This is a genomic window from Mesorhizobium shangrilense, from assembly GCF_040537815.1.
Taxonomy (GTDB): domain Bacteria; phylum Pseudomonadota; class Alphaproteobacteria; order Rhizobiales; family Rhizobiaceae; genus Mesorhizobium; species Mesorhizobium shangrilense.
This window is the reverse complement of record NZ_JBEWSZ010000002.1, coordinates 146,335-163,833: the sequence shown is the minus strand read 5'-3', so window position 1 is coordinate 163,833 and position 17,499 is coordinate 146,335. Positions and strand designations below refer to the sequence as shown.

Sequence of the window (17,499 nt, the reverse complement as noted above, 5' to 3'; positions counted from 1 at the left end):
ATCCTGTTCCGCGCCGAACGATTTGGGGTACCGACATGAAAAAGACGAGCATAGCCGCCGTCATCATCGCGACGGCGCTTTCTGTGCATGCAAATGCCAAGGATCAGGGCGTTGAACTCGGTGTGCTCGATTGCGCCATCGGTGGCGGCACCGGCTTCATCTTCGGCTCGACCAAGGATTTGAGCTGCACCTTCAACCCCACGGACAAGAGCTTCGCACCGGAAGCCTATTTCGGCGTCGTCAACAAATACGGGCTGGACATCGGCACCACCAACCAGACGGTGATGCAGTGGCTGGTGCTGACGCCGATGAAAAACATCTACGCGCCGGGCGCGCTGGCTGGCGACTATGTCGGGGCCAGTGCCGAAGTGACGGCGGCGGTCGGCGCCGGCGCCAATCTCCTGGTCGGCGGCTCATCGCAATCCTTCACGCTGCAGCCGCTCAGCCTGCAGACGCAGACCGGCATCAACCTCGCCATCGGCGTCAGCCAGTTCCAGTTGCGCAGCACCGAGAACTGATCACGCATTCCCCCTGAAAATAGTGCCCTAAAAATAGTGCTTGAGCTCAACCGCGGTTGAGGTCCTACAAGCCTGCCCCGACTGGAGCGCCGCGCCGGAAGCGCGCGGATAGCTCCGGCGTTTTTGAGGTGTGCATGGTCCTGCTGGAAACCGAAGCTGGCTTCTGGTGGCGGGCGCCGACGCCGCGATATGGAAAGTCGGGGGAAATTTGAGATGACTGACATCGGCACCAACAGGGCTGACTGGCGCGCACTGTGGGCGAGCGGCGACTTGGCGCGCTTCTGCTTCATCAGCCTTGGCATATTGCTGCACGCCACCAACGAGACGATGGTGGCGACCGTGATGCCGGCCATGGTCGGCGAACTGGCCGGCGTGCAACTGGTCGGCTGGTCGCTGGCTATCTACGAACTTGGCGCCATCGTTGCCGGTGCGGCCGCCGGACGGCTGGTGAGCTATGTGGCGCTGCGCACCAACATGGTGGTCGCCGCACAGCTTTACGCGGCCGGCGCCATGATCTGTGCCACGGCGCCTTCGATGCAGCTGTTCCTTGCCGGACGCCTGATCGAGGGTCTGGGCGGCGGGGCGCTGGTGTCGCTGGCCTTTGTTTCTGTCCAAAGGCTGTTTCCGCGCACCATCTGGCCACAACTCTTCGGCATCATGTCGGCCATCTGGGGCGTTGCCGCCTTCAGCGGGCCGATGCTCGGCGCGATCATGACCGAGTTGCTGTCATGGCGCTGGGCCTTCGGCATATTCACCTTCGGCGGCGCCGCCATGGCGCTGGCAAGCTTCGTCGTGCTCAACACGCCGGAGGCAAAGAAGCCTCAAGCCACGGACGGCAAGGCTCCGCCCTTCCCCTTTGCGGCACTCGGCTGTCTTGCCATCAGCGTCGTGCTGATCGCCTCGGCCGGCGTCGACATCGCGCTGCTGCGCTCATCGCTGCTCATGGCCGTCGGCCTCATCGGCCTTATACTGTTCTTCCGCATCGACGCGCTGAAGCCGCTATCGCGGCTGTTCCCGTCGCAGCTGTTCTCATGGCGCTCGCCGGTCGGTGCCGGCATGACCATGGTCGCGGCCTTTTCGGTGGCGACCTGCTCGTTCGGCGTCTACGGCCCGTTGCTGCTGACCAGCCTGCACGGCATTCCGATCCTGACGACCGGCTACATCATCGCCGCGGAATCCATCGCCTGGTCGATCCTGTCGATCCTCGTCGCCAACGCGCCGCCGCAACGCGAACGTGCGATCATCGTCTGTGGCGCAGTCATGATCGCCGCGGGCATCGCCGGCTTCGCCTACACCGTGCCGGCGGGCTCCATTCCCCTGATCCTGCTCTGCGCCTTGCTGCAGGGTGGTGGCTTCGGCATCGCCTGGCCCTTCCTCACGCGCGTCATCGTCGCATCCGCGAAGGACAGCGAACAGACAATCGCTTCCGCCGCCGTGCCGACCATGCAGCGCATCGGCTATGCGGTGGGCGCGGCGCTGACGGGCATCGTCGCCAACGCCAGCGGTTTTTCCGAAGGCCTCAATCGCGAGGCCGCCGCCAGCGTTGCCTCCTGGCTGTTCCTGGCCTTCCTGCCGCTCGGCATTGTCGGATGCCTCGCCGCCTTGAGGATTTCTTCGGCGGCACTTCGGCCGCGAATGGCGGCGGCAGGTTGAACGCCGCTAAACCACGATCGTCGTCAGCCGCTCCGCGATCAGCTTGGCCAGCCTTGCCGCCACCTCGTCCTTGTTCATCTCCGGCCATTCCTCGACGCCGGCCTCTGACACGATCCGAACCTTGTTGCGGTCGCCACCCATCACGCCAGAGGACCCAACGCCGCTGTCACGCGACACGTCGTTGGCGACGATAAGGTCGGCACCCTTCTTCCTGAGCTTGGCCTCGGCATTGCCGACAAGATCCTGCGTCTCGGCCGCGAAACCGACGACAAGTGTCGGCCGCTGCTTGTGATGGCCAACGCCGGCGAGAATGTCGGGGTTCTCGACCATCCGCAGCGCCGGTGGTCCCTCGCCGGCCACCTTCTTGATCTTCTCACCGGCCGAATTCTCCGTGCGCCAGTCGGCGACCGCGGCAACGAATACACCGGCATCCGCTGGAAGAAGCCGTTCGACCGCATCCTTCATCTCGGCCGCGGTCTGGACATGCACCGTGGTGACACCGGCCGGATCGGCAATGCTGACAGGCCCAGAGACGAGGCGCACGTCCGCGCCGAGACGTGCAAGTGCTGCCGCGATGGCGTGGCCCTGTTTGCCGGACGAGCGGTTGGCGATGTAGCGCACCGGGTCGATGGGCTCATGCGTCGGGCCGGACGTGACGATGATCTTCCTGCCTGACAACGGCTTCGGCCCGGCGTCGAGCAGCGCCTCGACCGCAGCGACGATCTCCAGCGGCTCAGCCATGCGCCCCTCGCCCGCCTCGTTGCTTTCGGCCATCTCGCCCTTTGCTGGCCCTACGAAGGCAATGCCGTCCTTCTGCAGCGTCGCCCGGTTGCGCCGTGTCGCCGGGTGCGCCCACATCCTGGGGTTCATGGCCGGCGCCATCAAAACCGGCTTGTCGGTGGCGATGAGCACGGTGGAAGCAAGATCGTTGGCATGGCCGTTGGCGAGTTTCGCCATCAGGTCGGCGGTCGACGGTGCAACCACCAGAAGGTCAGCCTCGCGCGACAGGCGGATATGGCCGACATCATGCTCGTCATTGCGGTCGAACAGTTCGGTGAAGACGTGGTCGGCGGAGAGCGCGCCTACCGACAGCGTGGTGACGAATTCCTGCGCTGCTGATGTCATCACCACCCGCACCGCAGCGCCCCGCTCGCGCAGCCGCCGGATCAGGTCCAGCGCCTTGTAGGCGGCGATGCCGCCGCCGATGATGAGCAGGATGCGTTTTCCGGAGAGCGCGCCTCGCGAGACTTTGCCACCCGAAGCAGGGAAAACCGTTGCCGCTTGGTCCTTCGAACCCGCAAGCGCGCTTAGGGTCTGCTCGATCCGATCGATGCGATCGGCATGTCCAGCCCGGCCCTCGACCGCCGCCCGGATCATCAACCGTGTCTGCTCCTCCATCGAGCAGCCATTCTGGGCCGCCAGTTGCCTGAGCAGATCCTTTACGTCGTCGTCCAGGTTGCGGATTGTGATGCTCGCCACGTGATTGCACTCGCTTCATCTTTTCGAGTGCGATGATAGCAATGCAATCAAAAGTCAGCAATCACAAGATTTTCCAGGCGATATAGACCAGCGTCAGCGCGATCACCCACAGTGCCCAGCGCCCAGAGCGGCTGTAACGCGCCTCGGCCTTGCCGATGGCGTGCGCGGTGGTTTCGTCGAAGCGCAGGCCATGCTCGGCCATCAAATCGATTTCGCGCGACAGCCGCTCGGTGCGGGCGGCAAGCTCGGGCGCCTGGCGGACCAGCGCCAGCATCGCCTTGGCGCCGTCGCGCGCATCGACCAGCAGGCTACGCGGGCCGAGATTGCCGGCGATCCAGTCGCCGACCACCGGTTCGGCCGTCTTCCACATGTTGAAGGCCGGATCGAGCGTGCGCGCCACGCCCTCGACCACCACCATGGTCTTCTGCAGCAGGATCAGTTCAGGCCGCGTCGCCATGTCGAACAGCTCGGTCACTTCGAACAGCAGCGTCAAAAGCTTGGCCATCGAAATGGTCTCGGCCGGCTGGCCGTGGATCGGTTCGCCGATCGCCCTGATCGCCTGCGCGAAAGCAGCGACATTGTGCTGGCGCGGCACGTAGCCGGCCTCGAAATGCACCTCGGCGACACGCAGATAATCGCGGGTGATGAAGCCGTAGAGGATTTCGGCGAGGAAGCGGCGCTCCTTCTTGCCGAGCCGTCCGGCAATGCCGAGGTCGACGGCGACGATGGTGCCGTTGGCCTCGACGAACAGATTTCCCGGATGCATGTCGGCATGGAAGAAGCCGTCGCGCAGCGTATGGCGGAGGAACGACTGGATGAGGTTGGAGGCGATGGCCTTCAGATCATGACCGGCGGCCTCTAGGCCGGCGATGTTGTTCATCTTGACGCCGTCGACCCACTCCATGGTCAGCACGTCGCGGCCGGTGCGCTCCCAATCGACGGACGGCACCCGGAAACCCGGATCATCCCTGGTGTTCTCGCCGAGTTCCGAAAGTGCCGCAGCCTCGAGCCGCAGATCCATCTCGATCTTGGTGGTCTGGGCCAGCGTCTCCGTTACTTCGACAGGCCGCAGGCGGCGCGAAGACGGAATGTATTTTTCCTGCAGGCGGGCAGCGAGGAAATAGCTTTCGAGATCATGGAAGAAGCGGCGGCGCACGCCCGGCCGGATGACTTTCACCGCCACCCGGGTGACGGCACCATCGCGGACGGTGTCGGCGGCGTGAACCTGGGCAATGGAAGCCGCCGCTACCGGATCGCCGAAATCGACGTAGAGATCGTCGATCTTGCGCCCAAGTGAAGCTTCGATGGCAGCCACGGCCTCCGCCTTCGGAAACGTGTGCATCTTGTCCTGCAGCATGGCGAGATCGAGCGCCATGTCGTTGCCGACGACGTCCGGCCGTGTTGCAAGGAACTGGCCGAGCTTGACATAGGAAGGCCCGAGCCGGACGACGGCTTTGCCCAGCCGGTCGCTGCGCTCGTAGGAAAGTGCGCGGCGACGGGTGAGCAGCCGGGCCACGCGCCAGCCGAATTTCGGCAGGCCGGACAGTTCTTCTCCCGGCAGCGCCGCGACAACGCCTTCACGGACCAGTACCCAGCCGGCGCGTGCGAGCCTGAACCCGGCGCTTAACGTGCTCATGACCGCACTCCCGCCGGTTCCCGGAACCAGCGTAAGGCAGATCGATCATGTGAAATGCGCGACGGCCTCAAAGCTTCCAGCCCGAATGAAGTGCCGCGATGCCGCCGGAATAGTTGCGGAAGGACACGCGGTCGAAGCCGGCGCGGGAAATCATCGCCGCGAAATTCTTCTGGTTGGGAAACTTGGCAATCGACTCGACCAGATAGGAGTAGGGCTCGCCGTCGCCGGTAACCATCTTGCCGATCTTGGGAATGGCGTTAAACGACCAGGCCTCATAAGCCTTGTCGAGCAGCGGCATCTCGACCTCGGAAAATTCCAGGCACAGCAGGCGTCCACCAGGCTTCAGCACACGGAAGGCTTCACCAAGCGCCACGTCGATGCGCGGCACATTGCGAATGCCGAAGGCGATCGTATAGGCATCGAATGTGGCGTCGGGGAACGGCAGTTCCTCGGCATTGGCCTCGACGAAATCGGTATTGCCCGACATGCCTTTCTTTTCGGCCCGGTCGCGGCCGACAGCCAGCATCGAGCCATTGATGTCGAGAATGGTGGCATGGGCGTGGCCATGGCTTGCCTCGACGATGCGGAAGGCGATGTCGCCGGTGCCGCCGGCCACATCGAGCACGCGCCAGCCCTGTCTCTTTGGAGGATTCAGCCACGCAACCATGGCATCCTTCCACAGCCGGTGCAGGCCCGCCGACATCAGGTCGTTCATCAGGTCGTAGCGGTTCGCAACCTTGTGGAAAACGTCATTGACCAGGGACTGCTTGTCATCAGCCCCTACACGCTTGAAACCATAGGAAGTTTCCATGCCGCCGGCGGCCGTGGTTCTCTCAACTGACATTTTTCGATCCGTCATAAAATCGGCGGGACCATAGCCGATCACCAGTGCGGGCGCTATTGTTTAAGGCGCGGTGTTCGGCCGCGCTTCCAGGCGGTGGGCCTATGCAACCTGGACCGATCAGACGGGAAGATTGAATGCCTTTGAAAGCGGAACTGCACTGCCACATAGAAGGGGCGGCGGCGCCAGAGCTCGTCATCAGCCAGGCACGGAAATACGGCAAGGACACCTCGCCCTATATCCAGGACGGTTCATTTGTCTGGCACGATTTCACCTCCTTTCTCGCCGCCTATGACTTTTCCGCCGACCTGTTCCGGACGGAGGAGGACTATGCGCGGCTGGCCGACCACTATCTGACGAGCCTCGCCCGCGACGGCGCCATCTATTCCGAAGTCTTCACCTCGCCGGACCATGCGAAGAAGGCCGGACTGTCGCCCAAGGCCTATACGGACGCGCTTGGCGAAGGCATGGCCCGCGCCAAGGCCAAGACGGGCATCGAAGGCCGTATGATCGTCACCGGCGTGCGCCACGTCGGCGTGGAATCGATCGAGCAGGCGGCGCGCTTCGCGGCACGCTGCGGACATCCGCTGGTGACCGGCTTCGGCGTCGCCGGCGACGAGCGGATGGGGGACTTCGAGGACTACGTGCGCGCCTTCGAGATCGCGCGCGAGGCCGGCCTTGGCATCACCATCCACGCCGGCGAACTGATGGGCTGGGAGAGCGTCCAGGCAGCGCTCGACCATATCCGCCCCTCGCGCATCGGCCATGGCGTGCGCGCCATCGAGAACCCCGACCTTGTCCGGCGCATCGCCGACGAAGGCATCGTGCTGGAATGCTGCCCCGGCTCCAACATCGCGCTGAAGGTCTTCGACAGTTTTGCCGACCACCCCTTTCCCGCCCTGCAAGCGGCCGGTTGCAAGGTGACGCTCAATTCCGACGATCCGCCCTATTTCTGGACCTCGCTGAAGCGCGAATACGACATCGCCTCCGAGCACTTCTCGATGAACGAGAAGGCGCTCACGGCGGTCACCAGGACCGCGATCGAAGCCGCCTTCGTCGACCGCAAGACGAAAACGGCCCTGCTTGCCCGCCTCAACGGCGCCGCACGCTGAAATCTGTGGTCCGGCGGCCACAGGCGGTTCCTTGGCCGGCGCATAGAAGCTAGGGTCTCTTCAAATGAAAGATCAGGAGAGCACCATGAAGGGCGTCACCGTCGTCGACCACCCGCTTGTCCAGCACAAGCTCACCATCATGCGCAAGAAGGAGACCTCGACGGCCGGCTTTCGCAGATTGCTCCGCGAGATTTCGCTGCTGCTCGGCTATGAGGTCACCCGCAATCTCGAACTGACCACGACAACCATCGAGACGCCGATGGAGACGATGGAAGCGCCTACCCTGGAAGGCAAGAAGCTGGTCTTCGCCTCGGTGCTGCGCGCCGGCAACGGCTTGCTGGAAGGCCTGCTCGACCTGGTGCCGGCGGCCCGCGTCGCCCATGTCGGCCTCTACCGCGATCACGAAACGCTGGAAGCGGTCGAGTATTTCTTCAAGGCGCCGAGCGACCTCGCAGACCGCCTGGTCATCGTCGTCGATCCGATGCTGGCGACCGCCAATTCGGCGATCGCGGCGATCGACAAGCTGAAGGAACGCGGCGCCACCAACATCCGCTTCCTCTGCCTGCTGGCGGCGCCCGAGGGCATCGAGCGCTTCACCAAGGCGCATCCGGACGTTCCCGTCTTCACCGCTTCCATTGACCGCCAGCTCAACGAGAAGGGCTACATCATGCCCGGCCTCGGCGACGCCGGCGACCGCATGTACGGAACCAAATAGCCGTTTCTCGAAGCTGCCCAGCTGCGACCGCGTTTACCGGTTGTTTACGCAAAGGTGTGGTTTCGACGCGCGTTAAAGCGGCAAACACCATGTCCGGACTAAGGATCAACCCTCAAAAGGTTGAGCCATGCTGCGTACAATTCTCATTTTTGGCGCGTCTGCCGCAATAGCGGCATCGATCCCGATGGTCTATCAGTCAAACCCTCGGCTTATCGAGGGATTGCTGAGATCGGCGGTCGCCGCCAGGCCGGCCACGGATACGCAACCGGATGTGAAACTCGCGGCGCTACAGGACAAGCCGGCGATAACGCAGCCGCTCGGCCGCAAGTTTGTGGTCGAGGCGGATGCGCGCGGGCACTTCACCTCGCAGTTCAAGCTCAACGGCCGTCAGGTCGACGGCATGATCGACACCGGCGCGACGCTGGTAGCCATCAACACCTCGACGGCACGCAGGATCGGCCTGTCGCTGAACCCCTCCGACTTCACGCGCCAGGTCAACACTGCCAATGGCACGATCAAGGCCGCGGTTGTGACGGTCGACCGGCTGCAGATCGGCAACATCCAGTTGGATGACGTCCAGGCGGTCGTGCTCGACGACAAGGCGCTTCAAACCAATCTCATCGGCATGAGCTTCCTCACGCGGCTGCAGAAATACCAGGTCGAAAACGGCGCGCTGCTGCTCGTTCAGTGATCTAGAGCATGATCCCGAAAGGTGGAATCCGGCTTTCTCGGACAAACGGTCCCCGTTTGTCCAGAGATCATGCTCAAACGAACAGATAGAGCCCCGACCCGATCCTGTCGGGCGGAATGGGCTCTAGCAAAAATCAGCGCGGCAGGATCCGCCGGATGACCGCCTTGTCCGCGCCTGGCTTCGAGGCTCCGATACTGTAGGCTGAAAGCACTGCCGAAGCCGCCGCCTCCGCATCCGGGACCGTGCGTGCATGGATCAACGCCAGCGCCTCACCAGTCCGCACCTCCGCACCAATCGGCAACAACCGGGTGATGCCGACGGCATGGTCTATCTTGTCGTCCGGCCGCGTGCGCCCGCCCCCAAGCCCGACCACGGCAAGCCCGATGTCACGGGTGGCGATGCCCGTGACGAAGCCGTTTCCCGGCGCCTCGACGGTGAATTCCGTATCTGCCTTCGGCAGGTATTTCTCGGGCTTCTCGACGAAATCGGCGGGACCGCCAAGGACTGCCACCATGCGGCCGAAGACCGCCGCGGCACTGCCGCTGGCGAGCGTCTCGCTGGCACGCCGCATGCCGTCCTGGTTAGACGACACGATCCCGGCCGACTGCAGCATCTCGGCCGCCAGCGCCAGCGTTACATCCTCCAGCCTGCGATCACGGAAACGGCCTGTCAGGAAATCCACGGCGTTGCGCACCTCGACGGCGTTGCCGGCCGCGGACGCCAAGGGCTCGTTCATGCCGGTGACCAGCGCCGAGGCGCTGAGGCCGGCGCCATTGGCGATCTCCACCAGGCTGTTGGCGAGTGCCGTTGCGTCGCGCGACTTCTCCATGAAGGCGCCATTGCCGACCTTAACGTCGAGCACCAGCGATTGCAGGCCGGCCGCCAGCTTCTTCGACAGGATCGAGGCGGTGATCAGCGGCACGGATTCGACCGTGCCCGTCACATCGCGGATCGCATAGAGCCGGCGGTCGGCGGGTGCGAGGTCGGCGGTCTGGCCGATGATGGCGCAGCCGGTTTCAAGCACCGCCTTGCGAAACAGCTGGATGTCCGGCTGGCTGGTATAGCCGGGAATGGAATCCATCTTGTCCAGCGTGCCGCCGGTATGGCCAAGGCCCCTGCCGGAAATCATCGGCACATAGGCGCCACAGGCGGCGACGATCGGCGCCAGCATCAGCGAGACGTTGTCACCGACACCACCTGTCGAATGCTTATCGGTGACCGGGCCGGGCAGGTCGGACCAGTCGAGCACATCGCCGGAATCGCGCATGGCCAGCGTCAACGCCACCGCCTCGTCGCGGCTCATGCCGTTGAAGAACACCGCCATGGCGAAGGCGCCGACCTGGCCGTCCGAGACGGTACCATCCGTCACCCCGCTGACGAGGGACGTGATCTCCTGCACCGACAGCTTCTGGCCATCGCGCTTGCGGCGGATGATTTCCTGCGGAAGCATCAGCTCTCCGGCAACCCGTCGCGGAACAGGCGCTGGAGGATGGTTGCCAGCCGCGCGCCGCCGACCGGTGCCATGTCCTTGGTTTCCTGATGCGAAAGCTCGGCCCCGGTCATGCCGGCGGCAAGGTTGGTGATGACCGAACAGGCGGCCACGCGCAGGCCAAGAAAGCGGGCAAGGATGACCTCCGGCACGGTCGACATGCCCACCGCATTGGCGCCCATGACGCGCGCCATGCGGATTTCCGCAGGTGTCTCGAAGCACGGCCCGGAGAACCACATGTAGACACCCCTGTGAAGGGGAGTGCCGGTCGCCTTCGCCGCGCGCTCGATCGCCTTGCGGATGCCGGCATCATAGGCTTCCGTCAGGCCGACGAAACGGCGGTCGCTGGGCTCGCCGATCAGCGGGTTGGTGCCGGAGAAATTGATATGGTCGGTGATCAGCATCACCGAGCCCGGCCCCATGTCGGAATCGACCGAACCGGCGGCATTGGTGAGGATCAGTTTTGTGATGCCGATGCCGGCGAGCACTTCCAGCACCGGCCGCATTGCGGCAGCAACGCCGTGTTCGTAGTAATGGGCGCGGCCGGAAAGCATCAGCACCGGCACACCGGCAAACAGCCCCGCCACCACTTCGCCGGCATGGCCTGTGACGCCGCTTCGGGGGAAACCCGGCAGGTCGGCGTAGGAGATACGGATCGGGTTCTCGATCTGGTCGACCAGCCCGCCCAGGCCGGAGCCCAGCACCAGCGCGGTGGCGGGCGCCAATCCGTCCAGTCTTTCGACGAGATGATCGAGCGCCTCTTTCATTTCAGGATGTCGCCCTGGAAACCGTAAGGCAGCATCTGGCCCATGGTCACGGTTTCGACCACACCGCCATTGTCGCAGAGATAGAGCTTTGTTTCCGGCCGGCAGAATTCGGCCAGCCTCTGCCGGCAGCCGCCACAGGGCGAGCATTTGGCCATGCGCTCGGCGACAACGGCGATCTCGGTGATCTTGCCGCCGCCGCCCATGATGTAGTGGCCGAGCGCCGTGGTTTCGGCGCACCAGCCTTCCGGATAGGAAGCAACCTCGATGTTGGCGCCGGCAAAGACACGCCCGTCCTCAGTACGAAGAGCAGCGCCAACGGGGAATTTCGAATAGGGCGCATAGGCCTTGGCCATGGCGGTCCTGGCCGCTTCGAACAGATCGTGGGACATTCAGTCGTTCTCCGCCATGATCGTGTCCGAAACCCGGTTGTGGCCGAGGCCGTGGTTTCCAGTCATGCTCAGCGCTCCTTGACGTAGGGTACGCCGCCGGCGCGCGGCGGAATGGCCTTGCCGATGAAGCCGGCGAGCAGGATGACGGTGAGGATATAGGGCAGCGCCTGCATGAACTGCACCGGCACCTTGCCGATGATGGGCAGCGGCGTGCCTTGCAGTCGGATCGACAGCGCGTCGAGGAAGCCGAACAGCAGGCAGGCGAACATGGCGTTGACCGGCTTCCATTTGGCGAAGATGAGTGCCGCCAGCGCGATGTAGCCCTTGCCGGCGGTCATGTCCTTCACGAAGCCGCCATTCTGCGCCATCGACAGGTAGGCGCCGGCGACGCCGGTCAGGATGCCCGTGCAGATCAGCGCCCGGTAGCGCAGCCATGCGACAGATATGCCGGCCGTATCGACAGCCGCCGGGTTCTCTCCGACGGCGCGCAGGCGCAGGCCGAAGCGGGTGCGAAACAGCACCCACCAGGTGAACGGCACCATCAGGAAAGCGAGGTAGACCAGCGCCGAATGGCCCGACAGAAGCTCGGAATAGATCTGCCCGAGGATCGGCACGTCCTTGACCGCTTCGGCACCCGGCAAGGTGATCGGCGAGAACCGCTCGCCCGCACCCAGCGCCGGCGTGCGCCCGCCCTGCTGGAACCAGGCTTGGCCGAGGATGATGGTCGATCCCGCTGCAATGAAGTTGATGGCGACGCCGGACACGATCTGGTTGCCGCGATGGGTGATCGAGGCGAAGCCATGCACCATGGCAAAAGCGACCGAGATGAGGATGGCCATGCCGAGGCCGATAAAGGCCGAGTGAAAGACCGCAGCGGCAGCCGCGCCGGCAAAGGCGCCGACCAGCATCTTGCCTTCAAGCCCGATGTCGAAGATGCCGGCCCGTTCCGAATAGAGCCCGGCGAGACAGGCCAGCAGCAAGGGCACCGACAGGCGGATGGTCGAGTCCAGCGTCTGGATGATGGCGTTGAAGATGTCCATCTCAGGCCCCCTTCCCCTTGACGGCTTCCATGCCGACCGCCCCCGGGCTGAATGACGCGAACAACGACTGGATGTAAGGCCGGAACATGTGTTCGAGCGCCCCGGCAAACAGGATGACAAGGCCCTGGATGATGACGATCATGTCGCGGCTGATGGCCGGCATTTCGAAGGCAAGCTCGGCGCCGCCCTGGTAGAGCATGCCGAACAGGATGGCAGCCAGCACGATGCCGATGGGGTGCAGGCGGCCCATCAGCGCCACCGCGATGCCGACGAAACCGGCGCCCGAGACAAAGTCGATCGCGACATTGTGCTGATCACCCATCGTCGGGTTGAGCGCCATCATGCCGGCCAGCGCGCCGGAGATCATCATGGCTGTGATGATGATGCGGGTTTCCGAAATGCCGGCATAGCGCGCCGCCTTCGGGCTGTGGCCATAGGTGCGCATCTCATAGCCGAGCTTGGTGCGCCAGATCAGCACCCAGACCAGAAAGGCCATGATCAGCGCCAGCAGGAAGCAGATGTTGAGCGGCGCCGAGCGTATCTTGGCGCCGAACAGTTCGATAATCCAGTTGAGCTTCGGAAGTTCGGCCCCGCCAAGGAAGTTGCGCGTCTGCGGCGCCTGCGATCCCGCCGGTTTCAACACCCCGACCAGGAGGTAGACCATGATCGAGGCGGCGATGAAGTTGAACATGATCGTCGTGATGACGATGTGCGAGCCGCGTTTTGCCTGCAGATAAGCGGGGATGAGCGCCCACAGCGCGCCGACCGCAGCCGAGGCCAGGATGGCCAGCGGAAAAAGCAGCCACCACGGCAGCACGCTGTCGAAGCTGAGGCAGACGACCGCGATGCCGAGGCCGGCTAAATAGGCCTGCCCCTCGGTGCCGATGTTGAACAGGCTGCAATGCGCGGCAACCGCCACCGAAAGCCCGGTGAAGATGAAGGTTGTCGCGTAGAACAGCGTGAAGGCGATGCCCGTGCCCTTGCCGAAGGCGCCTTCGACCAGGATGACGGCGGCGCGGAACGGATTTTCTCCGACCAGAAGCACCACGAAGCCGGCGACGACGAAGGCGACGAACAGGTTGATCAGCGGGATGAGCCCGTAGTCGGCCCAGGCCGGCAGCTTGGCGTATGGGGTGCTCATTGCGCCGCCTCCTGATGCTCGACACCGGCCATCAGCAGCCCGAGTTCGCCTTCGGTCGCGTCGCCGCCGCGTTCGCCGACGATACGGCCGGCAAACATCACCAGGATGCGGTCGGAGAGCGAGCGGATCTCATCCAGTTCGACCGACACCACCAGCACGGCCTTGCCCTGGTCGCGCATGGCGATGAGGCGCTTGTGGATGAATTCGATGGCGCCGACGTCGACACCACGTGTCGGCTGGCCGACGATCAGCACGCCCGGATCCTGCTCGATTTCCCGTGCCAGCACGATCTTCTGCTGGTTGCCACCGGAGAAATTGGCGGTCTTCAGGCGCGGATTGCCGGGGCGGATGTCGTATTTCTCGATCTTGTCCTTGGCATCGGCCACGATGGCATCGATGTTGAGGAACGGCCCCTTCAAATAGCGTGGGTCGTCGTGATAGCCGAGGATCGAATTCTCGTTTTCCTCGAAGGCCAGCACCAGCCCGACATGATGCCGGTCCTCCGGCACATGGGCGAGGCCACGGTCGCGCAGCTCGCCGGGGTCGGCGGCACCGGTGAGGTCGATGGGCTTGCCGTCGAGCATGACCGAGCCAGAGACCGCGCGCCGTATTCCCGAGATCGCCTCGAGCAGTTCGGATTGTCCGTTGCCGGCGACGCCGGCGATGCCGACGATCTCGCCGGCGCGAATATCGAAGGAGACGTCGTCGACCATGGTGACGCCACGAGAGTCCTTCACCGTCAGGTTGTTGACCGCAAGCTTGACGCCGCCGGTCGCCGCCTCGCCCTTTTCGACCCGCAGCAGCACGCGCCGCCCGACCATCAGCTCGGCCAGTTCCTCGACCGTGGTCTTCTTCGTTTCGCGCGTCGCCACCATCGTGCCCTGGCGCATCACCGAAACAGTGTCGGTGATGGCCATGATCTCGCGCAGCTTGTGGGTGATCAGCACCACCGTCTTGCCCTGGTCCTTCAGCTGCTTGAGGATGCGGAACAGGTGATCGGCCTCGGCCGGGGTGAGAACGCCTGTCGGCTCGTCGAGGATCAGGATTTCGGCGCCGCGATAGAGCGCCTTGAGGATTTCCACGCGCTGCTGCAGGCCGACCGGCAATTCCTCGATGATCGCATCGGGATCGACTTCCAGCCCGTATTCGCGCTCCAGGCGCTCCAGTTCGGAACGCGCCTTGGCGATGCTCTTGTTGAGCAGCGCATCGCTTTCGGCGCCGAGAATGATGTTTTCCAGCACCGAGAAATTATCGACCAGCATGAAATGCTGGTGCACCATGCCGATGCCTTGCGCGATCGCGTCATTGGGTGTCTTGATCGACGCCGGCTTGCCGCCGACGCGGATCTCGCCGCTGTCGGCCTGGTAGAAGCCATAGAGGATCGACATCAGTGTCGACTTGCCGGCGCCGTTCTCGCCGACAATGCCGTGGATGGTGCCGCGTGCGATCTCCAGGTTGATGTCGCGGTTGGCGCGCACGGCGCCAAAACTCTTGTTGATGCCGATCAGCTCGATTGCGGCTTGCGCCATGCAGCCTGTCCCACTCTTATTTTTTTATCGCTTGGTCAAAACGCCTAGCATGACGCTCCGCCCGTGCCAATTGGCCGGAGCCGCTGCACTCTCGACAAATCCCCGTGCGGTTGTCAATTTCGAACGTGGCCGAAGCCTTCACATTCGCTAATGTGGCGAATTCGAATTCGCTCGCGAAGCCGCGCAGCGGATGGAATACGGATGGCCGCCCGCGACGGGAATGGCGAAGGACCGAGGATTGAAATGACCATGCCCGACGACCGGCTTACGGCTCTGGAAATCCGCGCCGCCGAGCAGGAGAAGATCATCGAGGAATTGTCTGGACAGATCGCCGAGCAATGGAAGGTGATCGAGCGCATGCAGCGCAAGCTCGACGCGCTGACCGACCGTTTCCTGGCGCTGGAGGAGCAGGCGGCGCCCGACGTGCCGATAACCAAGCCGCCGCACTGGTGAGCGCTACGAGGGGGAGCAACGCCATGGCCAGTGACAGCGACCGCATGGCACGTGCCGGCGACTATGTGCTCGGCCTGATGGACGACAGGGAACGGCAACGCGCCGAGCGGGACCTGGAACTCGATCCCGCTTTCCGCGACGCGGTCGTGCAACTTGCAGAACGCATGCATGTCTTCGATCGCCCGTCCGACGGCGAGGAGCGTTGGAAGCTGATCACCCGGCGCATCGCCGAGATGCCGCAGATGCACCTGGACGGTCCGGATACCGATGGACTGAAACGACCGGTGATCCGTGGCCTGGCCCGCCCGCCCTACGCAAGGGGCTTGCACGTCTTCGGCGGCCGGCGTGGACTGCTGACGGCGCTAGCCTTCGTCACGGCTTTCGTGCTCGGTTATCTCGCCAGGGGATCATGATCCGAGCTTGCGCGACATCAGGACCATCGTTTCGCCGTCCTGGCTGAAAACCTCGACCGTGTCCCAGCCGAGCGATGCGTAGAAATCACGCGCTTCCCATGTGTAGAGGTGGAGTGTCTCCACGCCCATCGTTAGCGCATGGGCTTCAATCGCCCTGACCAGCGCGATGCCAACTCCTCGACCTCGATGCCCCGCCTCGACAACAAGCCCGGCAAGCCACGGCGTCAGATCATGCGCGGGCTCCAACTCGTGGCGGACCATGAGGCAGGTTCCGACCAACACATCGCCGATCCGCGCCACATAGGCGGCCTCGAACGCGCCCCCGCCGAGCAACTGGCGAAGCGCGGCCTCATCCTCTTCGAGGGTTCTTCCGGTTCCTTCGAAAAAGGCGGCCAGGCGCAGTTGCGCGACTGCGGTGACATCACGCTCGGTCATGGGTTCGACTGTCGGCTGCATCGTGGTCCCGGAATGTTGTTGTCTCGGGGCAGGTGAAGGCCTCGCCCGAACCGGCAAAGGAAAACCGCCGGGCTTTCGCCCGGCGGTTTGCAAGTCATGGCTATATGTCCGCGCCGATCAATACGGGCAGGCGTTGTCAGCCGTGTAGTCGTGCACCTTGATCGTGCCGGCGATGATGTCGGCCTTGGCCTTTTCGACGGCGGCCTTCATGGCGTCGGTCACCAGCGCCTTGTTGTTATCGTCCATGGCGTAGTCGACGCCGCCTTCCTTGAGGCCGAGGTTCTCGAGGCCGCCCTTGAAGGTGCCGTTCTTGCCATCCATGAAGGCGGTGTAGACGGCGACGTCGACGCGCTTCATCATCGAGGTCAGCACCTTGCCGGGCTGCAGGCCGTTCTGGTTGGAATCGACGCCGATGCCAAGCTTGCCGGCATCAGCCGCCGCCTGCAGCACGCCGACGCCGGTGCCGCCGGCGGCGGCATAGACCACGTCGGAGCCCTGATCGATCTGCGTCTTGGCGATTTCGCCGCCCTTGGACGGGTCGTTCCACGCCGCCGGCGTGTCGCCCGTCATGTTCTGGATGACTTCGGTCGCACCTGCCGACTTTGCGCCGCCGACATAGCCGCATTCGAACTTGCGGATCAGCGGGATATCCATGCCGCCGACAAAGGAGACCTTCTTCGACTTGGAAGCCATCGCGGCCATGATGCCGACGAGGTAGGAACCTTCATTCTCCTTGAATACCAGCGAGCGGACATTGGGCAGGTCGACGGCATCGTCGATGATGGCGAATTTGAGATCGGGATATTCGGCCGCGACCTTCTTCAGCGCATCCTCCCAGGCAAAGCCGGCCATGACGATCGGGTTGTGGCCGTCCTCGGCGAAGCGGCGCAGCGCCTGCTCGCGCTGCGAGGCATTGGAGACCTCGAACTCGACATAGGGCGTGCCTGTTTCCGTCTTGAACTTCTCGGCGCCGTGATAGGCCGCCTCGTTGAAGGATTTGTCGAACTTGCCGCCGAGATCGTAGAGGATGGCCGGCTGGACATCCGCGGCGAAAGCCGGAAGAACCATTGCGGTTGCGGCCAAGAGGCCGAGAACGATACGTTTCATGTGATCCACACCCTGTCGGTTATTTTTTCCGTTACGCATCGCCTGACTGCCCGGTTCACCGGCAGGCACG

Annotated in this window: 18 protein-coding genes; 7 read left to right on the top strand and 11 right to left on the bottom strand. The window is 63.9% G+C overall.

What is annotated here, in order from left to right; all coding sequences use genetic code 11:
- The first annotated feature begins 35 nt into the window (after positions 1 to 35).
- Both ABVQ20_RS25480 and ABVQ20_RS25475 read left to right on the top strand, forming a co-directional pair.
- Positions 36 to 518 carry a DUF992 domain-containing protein gene (locus tag ABVQ20_RS25480; protein WP_354462425.1) on the top strand — a complete coding sequence of 161 codons (483 nt, stop codon included), beginning with the start codon at positions 36 to 38 and terminating at the stop codon, positions 516 to 518.
- Between the two features lie 213 nt (positions 519 to 731).
- The gene (locus ABVQ20_RS25475; protein ID WP_354462424.1) at positions 732 to 2,171 is read left to right on the top strand and encodes an MFS transporter; all 1,440 of its coding nucleotides are present in this window, start codon (positions 732 to 734) and stop codon (positions 2,169 to 2,171) included.
- A 6-nt stretch (positions 2,172 to 2,177) separates the two neighbouring features.
- On the opposite strand, the gene coaBC is transcribed toward ABVQ20_RS25475, so the two are convergent.
- From coaBC to ubiE, 3 genes are all read right to left on the bottom strand, one after another.
- The gene (gene coaBC, locus ABVQ20_RS25470; RefSeq protein ID WP_354462423.1) at positions 2,178 to 3,650 is read right to left on the bottom strand and encodes a bifunctional phosphopantothenoylcysteine decarboxylase/phosphopantothenate--cysteine ligase CoaBC; all 1,473 of its coding nucleotides are present in this window, start codon (positions 3,648 to 3,650) and stop codon (positions 2,178 to 2,180) included.
- Positions 3,651 to 3,711: 61 nt separating this feature from the next.
- Positions 3,712 to 5,286 (bottom strand): 2-polyprenylphenol 6-hydroxylase, encoded by a 1,575-nt coding sequence (gene ubiB / locus ABVQ20_RS25465; RefSeq protein ID WP_354462422.1) that lies wholly within the window; start codon positions 5,284 to 5,286, stop codon positions 3,712 to 3,714.
- A 67-nt stretch (positions 5,287 to 5,353) separates the two neighbouring features.
- Complete coding sequence (gene ubiE, locus ABVQ20_RS25460; protein ID WP_354462421.1) at positions 5,354 to 6,130, bottom strand: bifunctional demethylmenaquinone methyltransferase/2-methoxy-6-polyprenyl-1,4-benzoquinol methylase UbiE; 777 nt, start codon at positions 6,128 to 6,130, stop codon at positions 5,354 to 5,356.
- 134 nt (positions 6,131 to 6,264) lie between these two features.
- Between ubiE and ABVQ20_RS25455 the strand changes: the two genes are divergently transcribed.
- The 3 genes from ABVQ20_RS25455 (at position 6,265) to ABVQ20_RS25445 (ending at position 8,645) form a co-directional block, all read left to right on the top strand.
- Positions 6,265 to 7,239, top strand: coding sequence for an adenosine deaminase (locus tag ABVQ20_RS25455; protein ID WP_354462420.1), 975 nt, complete (start codon positions 6,265 to 6,267; stop codon positions 7,237 to 7,239).
- Between the two features lie 85 nt (positions 7,240 to 7,324).
- Complete coding sequence (gene upp / locus ABVQ20_RS25450) at positions 7,325 to 7,954, top strand: uracil phosphoribosyltransferase (RefSeq protein ID WP_015315749.1); 630 nt, start codon at positions 7,325 to 7,327, stop codon at positions 7,952 to 7,954.
- Positions 7,955 to 8,081: 127 nt separating this feature from the next.
- Entirely contained in the window at positions 8,082 to 8,645 is a 564-nt protein-coding gene (locus ABVQ20_RS25445; protein ID WP_354462419.1) for a TIGR02281 family clan AA aspartic protease, read from the top strand.
- Between the two features lie 133 nt (positions 8,646 to 8,778).
- On the opposite strand, the gene deoA is transcribed toward ABVQ20_RS25445, so the two are convergent.
- The 6 genes from deoA to ABVQ20_RS25415 all read right to left on the bottom strand — a co-directional run bounded on the left by deoA (position 8,779) and on the right by ABVQ20_RS25415 (position 15,000).
- Positions 8,779 to 10,095 carry a thymidine phosphorylase gene (deoA, locus tag ABVQ20_RS25440; protein WP_354462418.1) on the bottom strand — a complete coding sequence of 439 codons (1,317 nt, stop codon included), beginning with the start codon at positions 10,093 to 10,095 and terminating at the stop codon, positions 8,779 to 8,781.
- Entirely contained in the window at positions 10,095 to 10,901 is an 807-nt protein-coding gene (locus ABVQ20_RS25435) for a purine-nucleoside phosphorylase (RefSeq protein ID WP_354462417.1), read from the bottom strand. Before ABVQ20_RS25435 ends, deoA begins: the two co-directional genes overlap by 1 nt.
- Complete coding sequence (gene cdd / locus ABVQ20_RS25430) at positions 10,898 to 11,290, bottom strand: cytidine deaminase (RefSeq protein ID WP_354462416.1); 393 nt, start codon at positions 11,288 to 11,290, stop codon at positions 10,898 to 10,900. The genes ABVQ20_RS25435 and cdd overlap by 4 nt, the downstream gene beginning before the upstream one ends.
- A gap of 68 nt (positions 11,291 to 11,358) precedes the next feature.
- Positions 11,359 to 12,330, bottom strand: a complete 972-nt coding sequence (locus tag ABVQ20_RS25425) for an ABC transporter permease (protein ID WP_354462415.1) — start codon at positions 12,328 to 12,330, stop codon at positions 11,359 to 11,361.
- Between the two features lies 1 nt (position 12,331).
- On the bottom strand, positions 12,332 to 13,471 hold the full coding sequence (locus tag ABVQ20_RS25420) for an ABC transporter permease (RefSeq protein ID WP_354462414.1): 1,140 nt from the start codon (positions 13,469 to 13,471) through the stop codon (positions 12,332 to 12,334).
- Positions 13,468 to 15,000 (bottom strand): ABC transporter ATP-binding protein, encoded by a 1,533-nt coding sequence (locus ABVQ20_RS25415; RefSeq protein WP_354462413.1) that lies wholly within the window; start codon positions 14,998 to 15,000, stop codon positions 13,468 to 13,470. Before ABVQ20_RS25415 ends, ABVQ20_RS25420 begins: the two co-directional genes overlap by 4 nt.
- A gap of 243 nt (positions 15,001 to 15,243) precedes the next feature.
- Between ABVQ20_RS25415 and ABVQ20_RS25410 the strand changes: the two genes are divergently transcribed.
- Both ABVQ20_RS25410 and ABVQ20_RS25405 read left to right on the top strand, forming a co-directional pair.
- Positions 15,244 to 15,453: a SlyX family protein gene (locus ABVQ20_RS25410; RefSeq protein ID WP_354462412.1), complete on the top strand. Its 210-nt coding sequence runs from the start codon at positions 15,244 to 15,246 to the stop codon at positions 15,451 to 15,453.
- A 23-nt stretch (positions 15,454 to 15,476) separates the two neighbouring features.
- Positions 15,477 to 15,866, top strand: a complete 390-nt coding sequence (locus ABVQ20_RS25405; protein WP_354462411.1) for a hypothetical protein — start codon at positions 15,477 to 15,479, stop codon at positions 15,864 to 15,866.
- Here the strand turns inward: ABVQ20_RS25405 and ABVQ20_RS25400 are convergent.
- Both ABVQ20_RS25400 and ABVQ20_RS25395 read right to left on the bottom strand, forming a co-directional pair.
- On the bottom strand, positions 15,861 to 16,301 hold the full coding sequence (locus tag ABVQ20_RS25400) for a GNAT family N-acetyltransferase (protein WP_354462410.1): 441 nt from the start codon (positions 16,299 to 16,301) through the stop codon (positions 15,861 to 15,863). The two genes, ABVQ20_RS25405 and ABVQ20_RS25400, sit on opposite strands and share 6 nt — an antisense overlap.
- Positions 16,302 to 16,439: 138 nt before the next feature.
- Positions 16,440 to 17,429 carry a BMP family lipoprotein gene (locus tag ABVQ20_RS25395; protein WP_354462409.1) on the bottom strand — a complete coding sequence of 330 codons (990 nt, stop codon included), beginning with the start codon at positions 17,427 to 17,429 and terminating at the stop codon, positions 16,440 to 16,442.
- Positions 17,430 to 17,499 lie beyond the last annotated feature (70 nt).

Excerpts from the sequence above, each read along its gene's own strand:
- ABVQ20_RS25480 (WP_354462425.1), top strand. The coding sequence starts at position 36 with ATGAAAAAGACGAGCATAGCCGCCGTCATCATCGCGACGGCGCTTTCT.
- ABVQ20_RS25475 (WP_354462424.1), top strand. The coding sequence starts at position 732 with ATGACTGACATCGGCACCAACAGGGCTGACTGGCGCGCACTGTGGGCG.
- ubiB (WP_354462422.1), bottom strand. The coding sequence starts at position 5,286 with ATGAGCACGTTAAGCGCCGGGTTCAGGCTCGCACGCGCCGGCTGGGTA.
- ubiE (WP_354462421.1), bottom strand. The coding sequence starts at position 6,130 with ATGTCAGTTGAGAGAACCACGGCCGCCGGCGGCATGGAAACTTCCTAT.
- ABVQ20_RS25455 (WP_354462420.1), top strand. The coding sequence starts at position 6,265 with ATGCCTTTGAAAGCGGAACTGCACTGCCACATAGAAGGGGCGGCGGCG.
- upp (WP_015315749.1), top strand. The coding sequence starts at position 7,325 with ATGAAGGGCGTCACCGTCGTCGACCACCCGCTTGTCCAGCACAAGCTC.
- ABVQ20_RS25445 (WP_354462419.1), top strand. The coding sequence starts at position 8,082 with ATGCTGCGTACAATTCTCATTTTTGGCGCGTCTGCCGCAATAGCGGCA.
- deoA (WP_354462418.1), bottom strand. The coding sequence starts at position 10,095 with ATGCTTCCGCAGGAAATCATCCGCCGCAAGCGCGATGGCCAGAAGCTG.
- ABVQ20_RS25435 (WP_354462417.1), bottom strand. The coding sequence starts at position 10,901 with ATGAAAGAGGCGCTCGATCATCTCGTCGAAAGACTGGACGGATTGGCG.
- cdd (WP_354462416.1), bottom strand. The coding sequence starts at position 11,290 with ATGTCCCACGATCTGTTCGAAGCGGCCAGGACCGCCATGGCCAAGGCC.
- ABVQ20_RS25425 (WP_354462415.1), bottom strand. The coding sequence starts at position 12,330 with ATGGACATCTTCAACGCCATCATCCAGACGCTGGACTCGACCATCCGC.
- ABVQ20_RS25420 (WP_354462414.1), bottom strand. The coding sequence starts at position 13,471 with ATGAGCACCCCATACGCCAAGCTGCCGGCCTGGGCCGACTACGGGCTC.
- ABVQ20_RS25415 (WP_354462413.1), bottom strand. The coding sequence starts at position 15,000 with ATGGCGCAAGCCGCAATCGAGCTGATCGGCATCAACAAGAGTTTTGGC.
- ABVQ20_RS25410 (WP_354462412.1), top strand. The coding sequence starts at position 15,244 with ATGACCATGCCCGACGACCGGCTTACGGCTCTGGAAATCCGCGCCGCC.
- ABVQ20_RS25405 (WP_354462411.1), top strand. The coding sequence starts at position 15,477 with ATGGCCAGTGACAGCGACCGCATGGCACGTGCCGGCGACTATGTGCTC.
- ABVQ20_RS25400 (WP_354462410.1), bottom strand. The coding sequence starts at position 16,301 with ATGACCGAGCGTGATGTCACCGCAGTCGCGCAACTGCGCCTGGCCGCC.
- ABVQ20_RS25395 (WP_354462409.1), bottom strand. The coding sequence starts at position 17,429 with ATGAAACGTATCGTTCTCGGCCTCTTGGCCGCAACCGCAATGGTTCTT.